Annotated in this window: 20 protein-coding genes; 13 read left to right on the top strand and 7 right to left on the bottom strand. The window is 71.3% G+C overall.

Annotated elements, in window-relative coordinates:
* Positions 1–222 precede the first annotated feature (222 nt).
* The 5 genes from H2Q94_RS14965 to H2Q94_RS14945 all read left to right on the top strand — a co-directional run bounded on the left by H2Q94_RS14965 (position 223) and on the right by H2Q94_RS14945 (position 2,875).
* Positions 223–492, top strand: coding sequence for a hypothetical protein (locus H2Q94_RS14965; protein WP_243787693.1), 270 nt, complete (start codon positions 223–225; stop codon positions 490–492).
* A gap of 368 nt (positions 493–860) precedes the next feature.
* On the top strand, positions 861–1,118 hold the full coding sequence (locus tag H2Q94_RS14960) for a cupin domain-containing protein (protein WP_243787692.1): 258 nt from the start codon (positions 861–863) through the stop codon (positions 1,116–1,118).
* Between the two features lie 178 nt (positions 1,119–1,296).
* A complete protein-coding gene (locus H2Q94_RS30695) occupies positions 1,297–1,806 on the top strand; it encodes a hypothetical protein (RefSeq protein ID WP_309501027.1) in 510 nt (169 codons plus the stop codon).
* A 56-nt stretch (positions 1,807–1,862) separates the two neighbouring features.
* Complete coding sequence (locus tag H2Q94_RS30690; RefSeq protein WP_309501026.1) at positions 1,863–2,282, top strand: phosphotransferase family protein; 420 nt, start codon at positions 1,863–1,865, stop codon at positions 2,280–2,282.
* A gap of 386 nt (positions 2,283–2,668) precedes the next feature.
* On the top strand, positions 2,669–2,875 hold the full coding sequence (locus tag H2Q94_RS14945) for a PNPOx family protein (RefSeq protein WP_243796044.1): 207 nt from the start codon (positions 2,669–2,671) through the stop codon (positions 2,873–2,875).
* Positions 2,876–2,921: 46 nt separating this feature from the next.
* Here the strand turns inward: H2Q94_RS14945 and H2Q94_RS14940 are convergent, their stop codons facing one another.
* The 3 genes from H2Q94_RS14940 to H2Q94_RS14930 form a co-directional block, all read right to left on the bottom strand.
* Complete coding sequence (locus H2Q94_RS14940; protein WP_243787691.1) at positions 2,922–3,449, bottom strand: DnaJ family domain-containing protein; 528 nt, start codon at positions 3,447–3,449, stop codon at positions 2,922–2,924.
* 130 nt (positions 3,450–3,579) lie between these two features.
* Positions 3,580–4,332 (bottom strand): SDR family NAD(P)-dependent oxidoreductase, encoded by a 753-nt coding sequence (locus H2Q94_RS14935; RefSeq protein WP_243787690.1) that lies wholly within the window; start codon positions 4,330–4,332, stop codon positions 3,580–3,582.
* Positions 4,329–4,748, bottom strand: a complete 420-nt coding sequence (locus tag H2Q94_RS14930; RefSeq protein ID WP_243787689.1) for a VOC family protein — start codon at positions 4,746–4,748, stop codon at positions 4,329–4,331. Before H2Q94_RS14930 ends, H2Q94_RS14935 begins: the two co-directional genes overlap by 4 nt.
* Before the next feature lie 68 nt (positions 4,749–4,816).
* On the opposite strand from H2Q94_RS14930, the gene H2Q94_RS14925 reads away from it, so the two are divergent.
* Positions 4,817–5,497, top strand: coding sequence for a GntR family transcriptional regulator (locus H2Q94_RS14925; RefSeq protein WP_243787688.1), 681 nt, complete (start codon positions 4,817–4,819; stop codon positions 5,495–5,497).
* Between the two features lie 57 nt (positions 5,498–5,554).
* Here the strand turns inward: H2Q94_RS14925 and H2Q94_RS14920 are convergent, their stop codons facing one another.
* Both H2Q94_RS14920 and H2Q94_RS14915 read right to left on the bottom strand, forming a co-directional pair.
* Entirely contained in the window at positions 5,555–6,130 is a 576-nt protein-coding gene (locus H2Q94_RS14920; protein ID WP_243787687.1) for a hydrolase, read from the bottom strand.
* A 132-nt stretch (positions 6,131–6,262) separates the two neighbouring features.
* Positions 6,263–7,111 (bottom strand): helix-turn-helix transcriptional regulator, encoded by an 849-nt coding sequence (locus tag H2Q94_RS14915; RefSeq protein WP_243787686.1) that lies wholly within the window; start codon positions 7,109–7,111, stop codon positions 6,263–6,265.
* 129 nt (positions 7,112–7,240) lie between these two features.
* On the opposite strand from H2Q94_RS14915, the gene H2Q94_RS14910 reads away from it, so the two are divergent.
* Both H2Q94_RS14910 and H2Q94_RS14905 read left to right on the top strand, forming a co-directional pair.
* Positions 7,241–7,501 carry an Atu4866 domain-containing protein gene (locus H2Q94_RS14910; RefSeq protein ID WP_243787685.1) on the top strand — a complete coding sequence of 87 codons (261 nt, stop codon included), beginning with the start codon at positions 7,241–7,243 and terminating at the stop codon, positions 7,499–7,501.
* Positions 7,498–8,232, top strand: coding sequence for an SDR family oxidoreductase (locus H2Q94_RS14905; RefSeq protein ID WP_243787684.1), 735 nt, complete (start codon positions 7,498–7,500; stop codon positions 8,230–8,232). Before H2Q94_RS14910 ends, H2Q94_RS14905 begins: the two co-directional genes overlap by 4 nt.
* 227 nt (positions 8,233–8,459) lie before the next feature.
* On the opposite strand, the gene H2Q94_RS14900 is transcribed toward H2Q94_RS14905, so the two are convergent.
* Together H2Q94_RS14900 and H2Q94_RS14895 are read right to left on the bottom strand one after the other, a co-directional pair.
* Complete coding sequence (locus H2Q94_RS14900; RefSeq protein WP_243787683.1) at positions 8,460–9,242, bottom strand: SAM-dependent methyltransferase; 783 nt, start codon at positions 9,240–9,242, stop codon at positions 8,460–8,462.
* 168 nt (positions 9,243–9,410) lie between these two features.
* Positions 9,411–10,856, bottom strand: a complete 1,446-nt coding sequence (locus H2Q94_RS14895) for a carboxylesterase/lipase family protein (RefSeq protein ID WP_243787682.1) — start codon at positions 10,854–10,856, stop codon at positions 9,411–9,413.
* Between the two features lie 537 nt (positions 10,857–11,393).
* On the opposite strand from H2Q94_RS14895, the gene H2Q94_RS14890 reads away from it, so the two are divergent.
* The 5 genes from H2Q94_RS14890 to H2Q94_RS14870 all read left to right on the top strand — a co-directional run bounded on the left by H2Q94_RS14890 (position 11,394) and on the right by H2Q94_RS14870 (position 16,104).
* A complete protein-coding gene (locus H2Q94_RS14890) occupies positions 11,394–12,173 on the top strand; it encodes an exonuclease domain-containing protein (RefSeq protein ID WP_243787681.1) in 780 nt (259 codons plus the stop codon).
* A gap of 194 nt (positions 12,174–12,367) precedes the next feature.
* On the top strand, positions 12,368–14,029 hold the full coding sequence (locus H2Q94_RS14885) for a glycosyl hydrolase family 28-related protein (RefSeq protein ID WP_243787680.1): 1,662 nt from the start codon (positions 12,368–12,370) through the stop codon (positions 14,027–14,029).
* Positions 13,981–14,166: a hypothetical protein gene (locus H2Q94_RS14880; RefSeq protein ID WP_243787679.1), complete on the top strand. Its 186-nt coding sequence runs from the start codon at positions 13,981–13,983 to the stop codon at positions 14,164–14,166. Before H2Q94_RS14885 ends, H2Q94_RS14880 begins: the two co-directional genes overlap by 49 nt.
* Positions 14,167–14,656: 490 nt before the next feature.
* Positions 14,657–15,154 (top strand): hypothetical protein, encoded by a 498-nt coding sequence (locus H2Q94_RS30680; protein WP_309501025.1) that lies wholly within the window; start codon positions 14,657–14,659, stop codon positions 15,152–15,154.
* 167 nt (positions 15,155–15,321) lie between these two features.
* Positions 15,322–16,104, top strand: a complete 783-nt coding sequence (locus tag H2Q94_RS14870) for a putative protein N(5)-glutamine methyltransferase (protein ID WP_243787678.1) — start codon at positions 15,322–15,324, stop codon at positions 16,102–16,104.
* The last annotated feature ends 32 nt before the right edge of the window (positions 16,105–16,136 follow it).

Below are 16,136 nucleotides of genomic sequence, written 5' to 3'. Positions count from 1 at the left end.
GGTCGGCGGCGTGATCAGCGATCGGAGGCGGGAAATGGTCCGTGCCAACCGATTCCATTTTCGTCACCGTGATGTTTCTTCCCGCTGTGGCGGGATGGATCTTCATGGGGACGGTGTGCTTTGCGCCGCTGCCGCAACGGTGTCGGCAAGAAGCCTGCGCTGCGGCTGATCACGACGAATCGGGCGCTGCTCAGCCAGCACCTCCACAGGGTCACTCCGTCGATGAACGGGCACAACCTGCACTTCTGCGACCAGACGACCCGTCGTGCGCGCGACATCCTGCACCGCAGGCTCGACCTGGACGACCCGGCCGACCCGCGCGCCCGGCTGGCCCTGGACGTGCTGATCGCCGCGACCCGCTGCGCCTTCGACGCCTGGGCGGCCCGCACCGATCCGCCGACCCCGGCGAGCCTTGATGCGGAGCTGCGTGCGGCGTTCGCCGCGATCCCCGGCGGCCTCACCCTCGCCCCGGTGCTGCGGCGGACCGGCTGACCGCGTTGGGCCTCGGCTGCACGGGTTGCCGCAGGGCCATGGGCCGCGCTTGGCGGGCGCGGCCGTGCCCGGACTGATCGACTTGAGCCGGGCAGGGAAAGATCAATTCTGGCGGGCCGCGCATGCGCCTCGTGCCGAGGCATTCCCAGGGACGAGTGGCGTACCGGCATTCCGCGCACGAGCGGCGCCGATCGACGACGGAAAGCGAGCACAGGTATGCAGATCACCCGTAGCACCAGCCTCGACACCCAGAAGGGTCCCGCCGACTGGTTCACCGGCGACGTTTACATCGACGCCGTCGCCGCGCCGGCCGCGAGTTCCACGTTCACCGCCACCGCCGCGCACTTCACTCCCGGGGCGCGCACGGCTTGGCACACTCATCCGCACGGTCGACGATCTTCGTCACCGAAGGCGTGGCGCTGTGCCAGCGCGAAGGCGGGCCGGTCGAGATCCTGCGGCCCGGTGACCGCGTGTTCTTCGAGCCTGACGAGAACCACTGGCATGGCGCGGCCCCGAACCGTTTCATGGTCCACATCGCCACGCAGCAGAACGACGAGTCCGGCAGCGCCGTCACGTGGGGGCGCCACGTCACCGACGATGAGTACGGCGCCTCGCCGGTGGAGTGATTGCGCCGAAGCCGCACGGCTGCTCCCGGTTCACGCGGTGGACGTCGGTGTGACCCGGCGGTTCCGGCATCACCTCGCCGGGTGCGGGCCGGGCGGACTCGCGATACGTGGGTGCTCTGCCGTGGCTGCCTGGAAATTCCGTCGCGGTGGGCGTTGGCCACGTGCCACCATCACCGTCATGTTCGAGGTGATGACGTCCGATCAGCTCGCCGACCGCACGTCTCGTGCGCGTGCGGCGGCCGTCGAGGCGGGACGGGAGCTCGGTCTGGACGTGGGGGCGGCGACGATGCTGCACGATCTGTTCTCCGTGGTCGTGCACCTCGCCCCGTCGCCGGTGGTCGTGCGGGTTCCGACCGTGGTGGCGCCCGGCGCGGGGCCTGATGCGCAGGCGGTGCGGCAGCGGACCGAGCTTGATGTGGTGTCCTGGCTAGCGGGCCAGGGTGTCCCGGTGATCCCGCCGAGCCCGCTGGTGCCGCGGGAACCGGTGCTGCGCGGCGGTTTCTCGATGACGTTCTGGGAGTTCGTCGAGCAGTCCGACGCCGAACCCGACTACGTGGGCAACTGCGGTCTGACCGCCGACCTGCATGCGGCGTTGCGCGACTATCCGGGTGAGCTGCCGTTCTTGTCGGCGGCGGAACCGGCGATGGTCACGGAGGCGTTGGGTGCTCTCGGAGGGGGCCGGAGCTGATCGATGCCGCGGATCTCGACCGCGCGCGCCGGGAATGGGCGGTCCTGGAACCTGTCGTGGGTTCGCGGGCGACGTTCGAGGAGGTGTTCCCCGGCGTGGAGCTGCAGGCGATTCACGGGGACGCTCCGGCGGCGAACATCGTCTCCACGGCGCGCGGTGAGCTGTACGCCGATTTCGAGCTGGCCACGTTCGGCCCGGTCGAGTGGGATGTGGCGGCGATGGGTCCGGACGGTGAGGCCGCCTACGACCGTGCGGCGCGGCGTCGGGGCTTGCGCGAGTTGGACGATCGGGTGCTGCGTTTCGTCAACGCGGTGGGCATGTTGCGGGTGGTGTCGTGTCTCCCGCTGGTGCCGCAGTTGCCGATGCTGATGGATGCGCTGAAGCCGGCGATCGATCAGTGGCGGACGATGCCGTTCGCCGGTGGTCTCCCCGAACTCGGGGGTTCACCGGCGGACAGCGGCTCACGAGGCGGTTGAGCGTTCGCGGACGTGGCCGATCATGTCGGCCGGGCCGGTAGTGTCAGCGCGGAAAACGGGCCTCGTCGACGACTTTCGTCACCGTGATCTTCCACGCTGGGGTGCGCCGCGTTTCGCGGGTCGGCCGGCATGTCCTGTGCGGGGTGCTGCTGCTCGGAGGGGAGAAGGTCGATGGCATTCGCCGAGGACGAGGTCGCGTACCTGTACGCGCATCCGATGGGCCGGTTGTCCACCGTTGCCGCCGACGGCCAGCCGGACGTCGTTCCGGTGGCGGTGGAGTTCGACGGCGCGTTCTTCTGGGTCGGCGGCGGCGCCCCGGTCGTCGGTACCCGCAAGTTCCGCAACGTGGCGGCGGGCAACGACAAGGTCGGCTGGTCATCGACGACGTGCCGTCGTTCGATCCCTACATCGCGCGCGGCATCCGGGTGTACGGCCGCGCGGAGCAACCGTTCGAACGAGTCGGGATGGTCGGGGACGGCGTTTACCTGCGCATCACGCCGGTCGTGTCGTGGAGCTGGAATCTCGCGGGAGAACCCGTCCCCGGCGACCGCTGGTACGACACTCGCCGCACCGTCCACGACGACCGGCCCTGAACCGCGATGGAGCCGTCGGGTGGTGTGCTGATCAGCGTCTGCGGAGTCAGCGCAGCTGGTCGCGCGCCGGGAATCGGCTGGTGCCGCGCAGGTATCGGGTGAACCGTTGCCACCGCCCGTCGCGGGCGACGTGGCGTGGTTCGGCGGGCGGCGGCGCGGCCGGGGTGCCGGTGGCGCGGTCTGCGCGCCACCGGTCGACGAGGTCGTCGATGCGCACGGTCGCGATCGGCACTTGCGGCCCGGAGGGGGTGCGCAGCCAGGCGACGATGCGGCGGTTGAGTTCGCCGGCGACGTCGCGGACGTCCTGTTCGGTCGGCAATGCGCGCACGGTGTCCGGGAGCCGCTCGATCTCTTTGCGCAGTTGCAGCGGGGTCGGCAGCAGCGCCTCGCCGGAGAGTCCTTCGCGTTCGACGTAGCCCTTGACCCACCACAGCTCGTCGTGCGGCTGACCGGCGCCGGGCAGGGGTTTGCCGGTGCCGTCGAGGCCGTTGAAGTCGCCGCGTTCCTGCGCGACCCGGATCTGGCGGTCGATCCACGACTCGAAGGTCATGCCGAGCGGTTTGCGTTCGGTCATGGCTGGCTCCTGCCGACGCTGCGGGTTCGTCGTGCTCGCCGAACGGACTCGGCGGCCGTGCTCAGAATACCGGTCTCCCACCGCGCGTCACGATGTCTCCCGCCCGCGACGCACCACATCCGTGGTGGCCTCAGGTGCGCAGGTAGGAGGCTCCGTTGACGTCGAGTACGGCGCCCGAGGACCAGGTAGCCTCCGGTGACGCGAGGTAGACGACGGCGGAGGCGACCTCGTCGGCGGCGGCGACTCGGCCGAAGGGGCTTTGGGTCCGGATGTCCTCGCCCTGCTGTCCGGAGAGCCGGTCGGCGACGCGTTCGGTGGCGACGAAGCCGGGTGCGACCGAGGCGACGGCGATCCCGTGCGGTGCCAGTGACACCGCACGGGACTGGCCTAGGGCGTGCAGGGCGGCTTTGCTCGCCGCGTAGGCGGGATGGTCGGGTTCGCCGCGGAAGGCGCCACGCGATCCGACGTTGACGATGCGGCCCGCCGCGCCCCGGTCGATCAGGTGGGCGGCGACCTGGTGGCTCACGTTCGCCGCGCCCAGCAGGTTCACGTTGATGGTGCTGCGCCACGCGGCCTGCCAGTCGGCGTAGGAGGTGATGGCCGGTGGGTGCGGGGTCATCACCGCCGCGTTGTTGACCAGCACGTCGATGCCGCCGAGTCCGGTGACGGCGTCGGTGACGAGGCGTTCGACTTGGGCGGGTTCGGCGATGTCGGCTTGCAGGAGCAGGTGACCGGACCCGGGCAGTGCTCGCACGGTCCGCTGCGCCTCGTCTGGGCGGGAGGCGCAGTGCACGGCGATGCGGTCGCCTTGGGCGGCGAACGCGGTGGCGATGGCCCGGCCGATGCCGCGGGAGGCGCCGGTGATCAGAACGCCGCGACTCATCGGGCGAACACTTGGGATTCGTCGCGGAACGCCTTGAACTCCAGTGCGTTGCCCGCGGGGTCGAGCAGGAACATCGTCCACTGCTCACCGGGTTCCCCGGCGAAGCGCAGGTAGGGCTCGATGACGAACTCGGTGCCCGCCGCGCGCAGCCGGTCGGCGAGCACGTGGAAGTTCTTGATGGTCAGCAGCAGCCCGAAGTGCGGGACGGGCACGTCGTGGCCGTCGACGGGGTTGTGCCCGGCGGTCCCTCGGTGTCCGGCCACGACGTGGGTGACGAGCTGGTGTCCGTGGAAGTTCCAGTCGATCCACGCGTCGGCGGAGCGGCCCTGGTCGAGCCCGAGGACGTCGCCGTAGAAGGCGCGGGCGTGGTCGAGGTCGTCGACGGGCAGGGCGAGGTGGAAGCCGGGCAGGGTCATGGTGGCTCCTTTCGGGCGGCTGCTCCCCTCACGTTGACCCCGCGACATCCTAATGTCAACATTCGAACATGGAGTCGTCGTTGGGTTCGATCCGCACCGCGCAGCGCCGTGGACTGGCCGACGAGGCCGCCGACCGGGTTCGGGAGGCGATTTTCGCGGGAGTGGTCGCGCCGGGTGATCCGCTGCGCGAGGTGGAACTGGCCGCGTCCCTGGACATCAGCCGGGGTGCGGTGCGCGAAGGGCTCGCGGTGCTGGCGCGGGAAGGGCTGGTGCGCAGCGGCTGGCATCGCGGCACCAAGGTCATCGAGGTCACCGCGGCCGACGCCGAGGAGGTCTACGCGTTGCGCGCGGCACTGGAACGGCTCGCGGCGCGGTCCGCGGCGGGCAACGCCACGGTCGCCGACTGCGCGGAACTGGATCGGGTTGTCGACGGCATCGCCGCCGAGCTCGCCGCCGGTGCGGGGGTGGCGCGGCTGCTGGCGCTGGACATCGACTTCCACGACCGGATTTACCGCTTGGCGGGCAACCGGCGGTTGCTGGAGGCGTGGCAGGCGATCCGCTCGCAGATCTACCTGTTCCAGCTCACGCGGGTGCGGCTCGGTGACGATCAGTACCGGCGGATCGTCGTGGGCGAGCACCGCGAACTGGTGCGGCAGCTGCGGGCCGGGGCGGATTCGCTGGAGCAGGCCGCCGAGGACCACGTGCGCGACGCGGGCCGCAGCCTCATCGCCGCCCTCGACCGCCAGTGAGGTCGGTGAGCGCTACTCCCCCGCCGGCGCCGGATGCGGTCGCCGAGCCGAGAGCGCTCAGCGAGTGAGCAGGTCGATGATCTCGGCGGTGGTGGCGCTCTGGCCGAGGCGGGGGAAGATCCGCTTGATGCTGTTGTGGTGCGCGTCGGCGTCGAGGTCGGTCATGGCGTCGGTGGCGAGGGCGACGTGGTAGCCGTGCTCGTGGGCTGCGCGGGCGGTGGACTCCACGCCGAGGCTGGTGGCGATGCCGCCGAGCACGATCTGGGTGATGTCGCGGCGGCGCAGCTGCACGTCGAGGTCGGTGCCGTGGAAGGCACCCCAGTTGCGTTTGGTGACCACGATGTCCTCGGGGTGCCCGGCGAGTTCGTCGACGATCACGTCCCACCCTTCGGGCGGCGATCCGGTGCGGCCGGGGGCGTCGGTGCGGCCCGGTGCGGCGTCGGCGCCGTCGGCGGCGAAGCTGACCCGCACGAGCACGACCGGTGCGCCATGTCGGCGGAACGCCTCGGCCAGCTCGGCTGAGCGGGACACGACGTCGGCGGGCGAGTGCGGCGTGCCGGGTGCGCCGGTGATTCCCTGCTGCAGGTCGATGAGCACGAGCGCGGTGCGCGCGTCGAGCGTGCTGAGAGCCATGGGGCGAGTCCTCACGACGAAACCGTCGGCCGGGTGGTCGCTGTTCGGTGATCCGTTCGAGCAGCGACACGGATCCTAGAAGCCTCCGTTCACGCCGTGAGGTCAGGGCCGTGCAGCGCGGGGGCGGCCGGTTCATTCCGCCGGTGACCACCGCTTCCCCGCCGTGTCGTGCGCGGTGCGGTGCAGGCTGCTCAGCAGTGCCAAGGCGTCGGCGCTGGGGGTGCCGTGTTCGGCGTGGTAGAGGATCAGTTGCTGCCCGGGGGCGCTGCGCACGTCGAACGCCTGGTAGATGAGGGTGAGCGGCCCGACCTCGGGGTGGTGGAGGTGTTTGGGGTCGCCGGTTTTGCCGCGCACCGAGTGGGAGTCCCAGAGGGCGCGGAACCGTTCACTGCCCGCGCTGAGCTCGGCGACCAGCCCCGGTAGCGCCGGATCCGCGTAGCCCGCCGCGACCCGCAGGTTCGCCACGACGGCTTGCGCCGTCCACTCCCATTGCGCGTAGAAGTGGCGTCCGGCGGGGTCGAGGAAGGTCATGCGCGCGTAGTTGTCGGCCCGGTCGAACGGTGCGAACAGGGCGTCGGCCAGTGCGTTGGTGGCCAGCACGTCCAGTGTCCGGTTGAGCACGAACGCCGGGGTGCGCGGGGAACCGTCCATGAGCTGCCGCAGTTGCGGGCTGACGACGGCCGGTGCCGGGTCGGGGGTTCCCGGCGGGGCGGTGCCCGCCAGCCGGTGCAGGTGTTCGCGGGCGTCGGCGTCGAGGTCCAGTGCTCGGCACAGCGCGTCGAGGACGTGCGCGGAAGGGCGCGTTTCGCGGCCCTGTTCCAGCCGCGTGTAGTAGTCGACGTTGACGTCGGCGAGCACGGCGACCTCCTCGCGTCGCAGTCCGGCGACTTTGCGCCTGCCGGAGTGGACGACGCCCGCGTCGCCGGGAGATCGCTGCGCGCGGCGTGCGCGCAGGAACGCGCCCAGCTCACCACTGCTCATGCCACCAGCCTAGGGCGGTGCCGCGCCGGTTGGGTGGGTGCGGCGCACCCCGTCACGGCGGGTCCTGCCGGGCGGCGCGGGCAGCGGCGAAGCTCGAACTCACCGCAGCACAGCGATCGAGGACGAGGGATGAGCACAGCAGATCGACCGGCCGCCGACGTGGTGGGCATGTGGGTCACCGCCGACGGGCACATCAGGCAGGAATTGCGCGCCGACGGGCGCTACGACGAAGCACGCGGTGCGCGGCGAAGCGCCTACACGGGCCGCTACACGGTGACCGGTGATCACCTCGACTACGTCGACGACACCGGGTTCACCGCCACCGGAGACGTCCGCGACGGCGTGCTCCACCACGAGCACCTCGTGCTGCACCGGGAGGAACAGGCATGACCGACACCCCGAAGGTCGTCGTGATCACCGGGGCCAGCAGCGGCATCGGCGAGGCGACCGCGCGCCGCTTGGCCGCCGATGGGCACCACCTGTTGCTGGGAGCGCGGCGCACCGATCGTCTTGCCGCGCTGGTCGAGGAGATCACCGCCGCGGGCGGCACCGCGGCGTTCCAGCGGCTGGACGTCACCGACGCCGCCGAGGTGCGGGGCTTCGTGTCTGCCGCGCGCGAGCGCTACGGCCGGGTGGACGTGGTGGTCAACAACGCCGGGGTGATGCCGCTGTCACCGCTGCACGAGCTCGCGGTCGACGAGTGGGATCGGATGATCGACGTCAACCTGCGCGGGGTGCTGCACGGCATCGCCGCCGCGTTGCCGGTCATGCGCGGTCAGGGGCGCGGGCAGTTCGTGAACGTCGCTTCGGTCGGCGCCTACGAGGTGGTGCCCACCTCCGCGGTCTACAGCGCCACGAAGTTCGCGGTGCGCGCCCTGTCCGAGGGATTGCGCCAGGAATCGTCCGGTGACATCCGGGTGACCGTCGTGTCCCCCGGGGTCACCCGGTCCGAGCTCGCCGATTCCATTTCCGACCCGCGCGCCCGCGAGGACATGAAGACCTACCGTTCGGTGGCCATTCCGGCGGCGGCGATCGCGGACGCCATCGCCTTCGCCGTCACCCGGCCCTCCGAGGTCGACGTGAACGAGATCGTGGTGCGCCCCGCAGCCGGCGCCCAGTAGCGGGGTCGCCGGCTCGCAGGCCCGGCGGCGGTCGCGCCCGAGGTGGGGACCAAGATGGGCCAGGAGCGCCTGGAACAGCTGCGTGAGGAGCACCGCGCCGAGTCCGAACGGCCGCTCGGGGTGTTCGGCGAGGTGCATCCCACGTGGCCTGTCGGCCTCGCACGGAAACGACCACCTGCGCGCGGGAGCTGGTGGCCACGACGGTGGCATGGTCCTGACGCGAGGAATCACTGCGAAGATCTGTTTTTCTGACCGGTCACGAGCGCGAAAGTCAGAAGTTCGCCACGGTCGGTGTCGAGCATGGGGATCGTGGCACGAGATCCGTGCCTGACGAGCTCGTCGGGGGAATGTTCGGCACAGACCTCGCACCACAGCTTCCAATCAAGCCAACCATCGGGTTGCGCCCGGCTTGCAGTGACCTGGATCAGTCCGGTCTGTTCCCATTCGAAGCGCCACCATTCGGGCGTGTGAAAGGCCAGGACCTCCCACCCCACCCCGGATCGCAGGTACGCGGGGGCGCCACCGAGCTCGCGCAATTCGCGGTGCAGTGACGGCACGGCGATCGACAGCTGACCGCCTGTCTTGAGGAACTCGCCGATGTAGCCGATGTAGAGATCATCGGTACCGAAGTAGTGATAGCTGCCCACAGACAGGACCACGTCGAATTGTTCCGGTTCGAACGGCAGGTCATGCGCTTCGGCGCGCACGGCGTGGACCTGGTCGCCGACGCCTGCCTGATCGAATCGTGCGGCGTTGTCCTCGGCCGGGACCCACAGTTCCGAGGCCCACACTTCGACGCCGTACTCGCGCGCCAGGAAGATCGAGGTCATGCCCAGTCCGCACCCGAGATCGAGTACCTTCATCCCGGGCCGGAAGGTGCAGTCCCGGCTGAGGTCTTCGAGCAGCCATAGCGGGTTCGGACCCATACAGTTGTCGACCATCCACTGCGGATCGTACGTCGCGGCACGCGGGTATTCGTCAGGTCTGATGAGTGCATTCAGCGAAGTCACCGCACTTGCGTAGCAGCCCGCTTCACGACTCGACAACGGAATTTCCCGGGCAGGGCCATGGCGACTTGCCGGGTCACGATTCGGGGCGTGCCCGCAAGGTGTTCACCGTCGGCAAGGAAATCCCGTCCGAGACTGTGAAATCACCGACCGCTCCCCGATGGGTGCGGTTCAAGCCGTGGCCGGGTCCGGGCCGGCGATGAACACGTGGTCGTCGTGGTGATCGGGCCAGCCGGGGTCGCCGGTGGCGGCGAACGACACCCACGCCCGGTGCAGCGTGTCGGCGAGCTCCGCGTCGGGCGATTCGCCGAGTAGGCCGTGCGGGCCGGTGGCGACGTGGAGGTTGTGGAACACGAACGGCAGCTCCAGGCCGTGGCAGGCGCCCAGCCGCCCGCCGAACCGGGGTGAGCGCCAGGTGAACTCGGCGACGTGGGTGCGTCCGCCCGCGTCGCGGTGACGGGCGGCGAATTCGCGGGCGGGCAACCGGAACACGAGGTCGGTGAGCGCCTCGGTGAGCACCGCCCCCGCGGGTCGCCGCCCCAGGCCGTAAGACTGCAGGACCTCGGCCGCGGCCGGGTGGGACGTGGCGAGCGTGGCCACGGCCAGCTCATCGGTGAGGGCGTCGGCGGCTCCGGTCGGCGCCGAATACAGCGACATCTCGTCGCGGCAGGTGCTCACCAGCACGTCGACGCCGGTGGCGCTGCCCGCGGCGACGGCGTCACCGGGCGGCTGCGGCAGCACGTCGTCGCCGTGCAAGGGCAGGAACGCGCTGAGGCCGAAACTCGGGTCGTGGCCGTGCTCGTCGCGCAGGTCGGGACCATGACCGGGCGCCGAGATCGCGGTTTGGGCGGCGAGCAGCCGTTCGAGTTCGACGCCGCGGAACGCGTCGGTGCTCGCGGGGATCGACAGTTGTTGCGCGAGCGCCTCGGTCAGTCGGCTGCCCGCGTCGAGCCCGCGGGTCATGCCGGTGTGCCCGCTCTGCACGATCGCCCGGTCCACCAGGCCCCCCAGCAGGGGTGATCCGAGCAGGTCGGCGATGCTCATCGCCCCGGAGGACTGGCCGAAAACGGTGACGTTGCCGGGGTCGCCGCCGAACGCGGCCGCGTTCTGCCGCACCCAGCGCAGCGCGGCGAGCTGGTCGCGCAGTCCCACGTTGGTCGCGCCGATGGGTGCGAACCCTTCCGCGCCGAGCCGGTGGTTGATGGTCATCAGCACCGCCCCGGAACGGGCGAACGCGGCGCCGTCGTAGAGGGGCGCCGAGCCGGTACCGGAGATGAACGCGCCGCCGTGCACGAACACCAGCACGGGCAGGCCACCTGCGGCCGGGTCGGGCGTGCTGACCTCGACGGTCAGGTAGTCGTGCCCGCCGTCCCAGTCCGGCCCGCGCAGCGGCGACAGGTCCAGATCGTCCAGTTCCGCGCCGGGCGCCTGCGGCGGGATCGTTGCGGGGCGGGTGGCGTCGCGGATCCCGTCCCAGGCCGGTGCCGGTTGTGGAGCGGCGAACCGCAACCGTCCGACGGGGGCGGCCGCGTAGGGCACGGCGTGGAACCTCGCCACCTCGCCGCGGTGGTGGCCGCGGACTCGTCCGGAGGTGGTGGGCACGATCGGGTCGGGCACGGGGCGGGTCTCCTTCGCGGCGTGGGGTTTTGCGTGATCGACCCTAGCCGCGAAAGGGACCACCGCCGTTGCGCGAGGCAAGTGCTTCGCGCCCGGCCGCTGGTGACTGCGCCGCGCTCGGTGCTGCCGCAGTCGACGACCGCCCTGCCTGGGCGAGGCGGCGCGCGGTGAGCAGTTCCAAGCCCGTGGTGGAGTCGGTCTTCGGCCTCATCGGTCCTCCTGGCGGAGAGCGTCGTCTGCCGCTCGGCCGAGCAAGGTGTGCAGTCGGCGGGTCGAGTCGGGTGAAGGGAGATCGTTCGGCCCCGCCGCGAATGAGGTGCTCGCGCAATGCACATCCGCGGGTGGTGAGCTGGAGGATGTTGGTGCACCGCGCGGTGGGTGCGGGACTTGCACGGGATTCCCGACGTTGGTTTCTCCCAGCGCGTTCGTTCGGCACCACCCGGAGCGGCACGCGAGTCCGGTACCGGGTTGCTCCGATCGGTCGCTGAGCGCGGGCGGGCGAATGGTCTCGTCGGTGGATCTCGATACGGTGTGATCATGAGCAACTCCGCGTCGTCCTGGGCCGATGGGCCGTTGCTGGCCTTCGATCTGGAAACCACCGGCACCGATACCGACACCGACCGCATCGTCACCGGCACCCTGATCTCCATCCGGCCGGGCGAGGCGCCGCGGGTCCGCACCTGGTTGGCCGATCCCGGTGTGGAGATTCCCGCCGAGGCCGCCGAGGTGCACGGGATCAGCACCGAGCACGCCCGTGAGCACGGCCACCAGGCCGCGCAGGTGACCGCCGAGATCGCGGAGGCGCTCACCGCGCAGTGGGACGAGTCGCGTCCGCTGTGCGTGTTCAACGCGCCGTTCGATCTGTCGCTGCTGACCAGTGAGCTGCGGCGCCACCACGGGCGTGCGCTGGAGCTGACCGGTCCGGTGGTCGATCCGCGGTGCTTGGACAAGCGCCTGGACCGCTACCGCAAGGGCAAGCGGACGTTGGGGGCGTTGTGCGAGCACTACCGGGTGCGGCTGGATGCGGCGCACGACTCGGCCGCCGACGCGCTGGCGTGCGCGCGGTTGGCGTGGCGGCTGGCCAAGACCTATCCCGCTGAGATCGGCACGCGCCCGCCGGCGCGGTTGCACGAGGATCAGACGGGCTGGCACCGGGATCAGCAGCACGACTTCGCCGAGTTCCTGGAGCGGCAGGCCACGCGGGCCGCGGACGTCGCCGAGGCGGACGGGTTGCGGTCGAGGGCCGCGCAGGTGCGTTCCCGCTCCGAGTACTGGCCGCTGGCCTCGGCCGACATCGTGCACCACGTCCCGGCGTGACCGAGGGGGCGGGCTGCTGCGGACGGCGGCGGGCCGTGCGGGGGCCGCTGCGGCTGGACGGAGCAGGCGCTCTGTCGTGATCTTGCCATCGGGTCTGGCCGCGGCTGTCCCGGTCCTACCGTGTGAGCGCTTTCCGGCCGGTGAGCGCTCCGCGCGGAGCCCCGGCCCGCCCCCCTTTCCCGGAAGGAAGCCCTGTGGCAACCCCCGACTCCCCCGACCTCGCACGAGATCCGTGGTGGTGCCGCTGCACCGTGGTGGCCGCGTCCACGATCATCGTCGCCGGCACCGTCGCGTTCACCGCGCCTGCGCCCGCGCCCGCGTTCCCGTCGGCCGCGCCGCGGCCCGCGTCGACGACACCGGCCGCCGCCGCGCCGCGGGCGGGCGCGCAGACCCCGTTCACCACGCTGGAAGCCGAGGACGCCGCGACCAACGGCACCGTCATCGGCCCCGACCTCGCCCAGGGCGGTCTCGCCTCGGAGGCTTCGGGGCGGCGCGGGGTGACGTTGGAGGGGCCGGGCCGGTACGTGGAGTTCACCCTCGGCGCCGACGCGAACGCGCTCACCGTCTCGGGCAACGTGCCCGACGGCAGCAGCGGCGAGGTGGCGGTGTCGGTCAACGGGCAGCGGCTGCCGAGCACGCTGCAGGTCACCAGCAAGTATTCCTATGTGGACACTCCGGGCATCGTCGGGTCCACGACGCACCACCTGTTCGACCATGCGCGGCTGCTGTTGGGACGTGACCTGCACGCCGGGGACACGGTGCGGCTGGAACCGGAATCGGTGTCGTCCTACACCGTCGACGTCGCCGATTTCGAACAGGTCGCGCCGGCCCCGCCCGCCCCGCGGGGTTCGGTGTCGGTGCTGGACGCCGGTGCCGATCCGACGGGCGCGCAGGATTCCGCGCAGGCGTTCACCGCCGCGATCGAGCAGGCCAAGGCCGCGGGCACCGAGGTGTGGGTGCCGGAGGGCCGGTTCCGCATCGATGCGCCGCTGGCGGTCGATCAGGTCACGATCACCGGTGCCGGCCCGTGGCGTTCGGTGTTGGCGAGTTCGCATCTGATCGACCAGACCGAGGCCACCGGCGGGGTGCGGTTGCGGGACTTCGCGGTGATCGGTGAGGTCACCGATCGCGTCGACGATTCCCCGGACAACTTCGTCAACGGCAGCCTCGGTGCCGGTTCGGAGGTCACGGGGTTGTGGCTGCAGCACTTGAAGGTCGGGTTGTGGCTGACCGGCAACAACGATGACCTGCTGGTGGAGGGCAACCGGATCCTGGACACCACCGCCGACGGGCTCAACCTCAACGGTTCGGCGAACCGAGTGCGGGTGCGGGAGAACTTCCTGCGCAACACCGGTGACGACGCGTTGGCGATGTGGTCGTTGAACGCGGCCAACAGCGGCAGCGAGTTCACCGGCAACACGGTCGTGGCGCCGAACCTGGCCAACGGTATCGCGATCTACGGCGGCACCGACCTCACGGTCCGCGACAACCTGGTGGCCGACACCAACGCGCTGGGCAGCGGCATCGCGATTTCGAACCAGGCGTTCGGAGACCCGTTCTTCCCGCTGCGGGGCACGATCACCGTCGCGGGCAACGAGCTGGTGCGCACCGGGGCGATGAACCCGAACTGGCAGCACCCGATGGGTGCGGTGCGGGTCGACGCGTTCGACTCGCCCATCGAGGCCGACGTGGCGATCACCGACACCACCGCCACCGACAGCCCCTACGGCGTGTTCGAGTTCGTCTCCGGCGGCGGGCAGGCCCACGAGGTCCGTGGCGTCACCATCGACGGGGCGACGCTGCGGGGGTGGGCACCGTGGTGGTGCAGGCCGAGACGAGTGGTGCGGCGGCGCTGAGCAACGTCACCGCGGAGTCGGTGGGCGCGGCCGGGGTGTACAACTGCCCGGGGTCGGGCACGTTCCACGTGGAGCTGGGCGAAGGCAACAGCGGCTGGGACGGCACGTGGCCGTGCGGTACGTGGCCCACTCCGTGAGGTCGTGAGGTGCGGCCGCGTCCTCGCGCCTGTCCGTTCACGCGCCGGGGTCGGTGGCGGGCGTGGACCGGCGCTGCGGCGAGTTCGCACCCGCTCGTCGCCACGGACCGTGAGCACGAAAGCGCCGTTTCTGTGCCGCAACGTCGGCGCAGTGCTCACGGTCGGCGACGAAGCGGCCTGGTGTGGCAGGGAACGCATCCCGCCTTCGGCCCTAGCGGGCGAGCTGATCGTCCCAGTTGAGGGCGATGTTGCGCACTGGCGGTGACAGTGCGCGGTGAGTCACCCACATTTCGCGCCCACTCGGGTGGTGCTTTACCGGTCCGTTACCGGTAGGGTCTGATCCGCCGGTGGGTCACCCACTGGTGGTACTGGCCGTTTGCTCCCCGCAGAGTCGATACGGATGACACTTCAAGACGATCTAGTTCGCCCCTGGTTCCAGCCGGCGGTCCCTCCCGAGCAGCAGGACCGTTCGCGGCCCGACGCCGGACCGGTGACCACTCGCTTCGTCGGAGAATTGCCCCTCGACGCGGCACCGGCGCCGCCCGCCTCCCCCGGTGCGGTTCGCCCGCAAGGCCCCTCGGCCCGCCCGGAGGATTTCCTGCCGCGCGCGGAACCGGAGGTGCCGCGCCCCGATCGAGTCGAGGTGACTCAGCCCTACATCCCGGCGATCCGGGATGAGCGCCCGGAGTTCGCCAAGCGGCTCAACCCGGACCCGCCCGCCGCGCGTGCCGCGACCGCGGAGCCCGCGGCGCCGAGATCCCCGCAAGGCACGGTCGCCGACCTGGCCCCGGTGACGCCCGCCGCGGCCCCGGCCGCACCCCCGGTACCGGCCCCCGATGCCGCACCGGTTCCGGCGGCTCCGCAGGCCGAGCCCGCCGGCCCGGCGAAGCGGCAGCCGGTGCGGCGGCGCAGCCTCGCCCGCCGTGTGGTGCGCCGCATCATCGGCCCGGACCTGCTGCGCAAGGACCCGCCGAAAAAGCGCCGCTGACAGCGATGTTCACGACGCGGCGGCCGAGTTCGCACGGTGAACTCGGCCGCCGCGTCGTCGTAGGTGCCCTCCCGAGTGTCCGGCGCTGACCGGCCATCGCCGGTTCGGTACGGTGTCGCGGCTCTGTCCGTGCCCGTGGTGGGCCGCTTCGAAGGTTCGGTGGACGGTTGTCGCAGGTCGTCTCGTTCGAGCAGGTCGTGTCCCGGCTGCGCGCGGCGGGTTGTGTGTTCGCCGAGGACGAGGCGCGGCTGCTGCTGGAAGCGGCGAGCACGGCTGAGCAGCTCGCGGCGTCGGTGGCGTCGCGGACGTCGGGCCTGCCGTTGGAGCAGGTGCTGGGCTGGGCGGAGTTCCGGGGTCTGCGGATCGTGGTCGAGCCCGGGGTGTTCGTACCGCGGCGCCGCACCGAGTTCCTCGCCGAGCGGGCGGTGATCGCGGCCCGCGCCGCCGGGCAGGCTCCGCTGGTGGTCGATCTGTGCTGCGGTACCGGCGCGGTGGGCACGGCCGTGGCCGCGGAACTGCCGCACGCCGAAGTGCACGCCGCCGACATCGATGAGGCCGCGGTGCGGTGCGCGCGGCGCAACCTGCCCGGCGACCGGGTGCACGCGGGTGATCTGGACGCCGCACTGCCCGAGTCGCTGCGGGGCCGGGTGGACGTGCTGGCGGTCAACGCCCCGTACGTGCCGACCGGGCGGATCGCGATGATGCCGCCGGAGGCCCGCGACCACGAACCCCGTGCGGCGCTCGACGGCGGCACCGACGGCCTGGCACTGCACCGTCGGGTCGCGGCCGCCGCACCCGGCCTGCTCGCCCCCGGCGCCACCGTGCTGATCGAAACGAGCACCGAGCAGGCCGATCGGACGGCCGCCGCGCTCACCGGACACGGCTTGCACGCACGGATCCGCACCGACCCGGAAGTCGACGCCACCGTGGTGCTCGGCACCACCCCCTGACGGCGCGGGAACATATGCGCATGTGGAAGTCC

This window comes from Saccharopolyspora gloriosae (assembly GCF_022828475.1).
Lineage (GTDB): Bacteria > Actinomycetota > Actinomycetes > Mycobacteriales > Pseudonocardiaceae > Saccharopolyspora_C > Saccharopolyspora_C gloriosae_A.
This window is presented reverse-complemented; position numbering and strand designations above follow the sequence as displayed.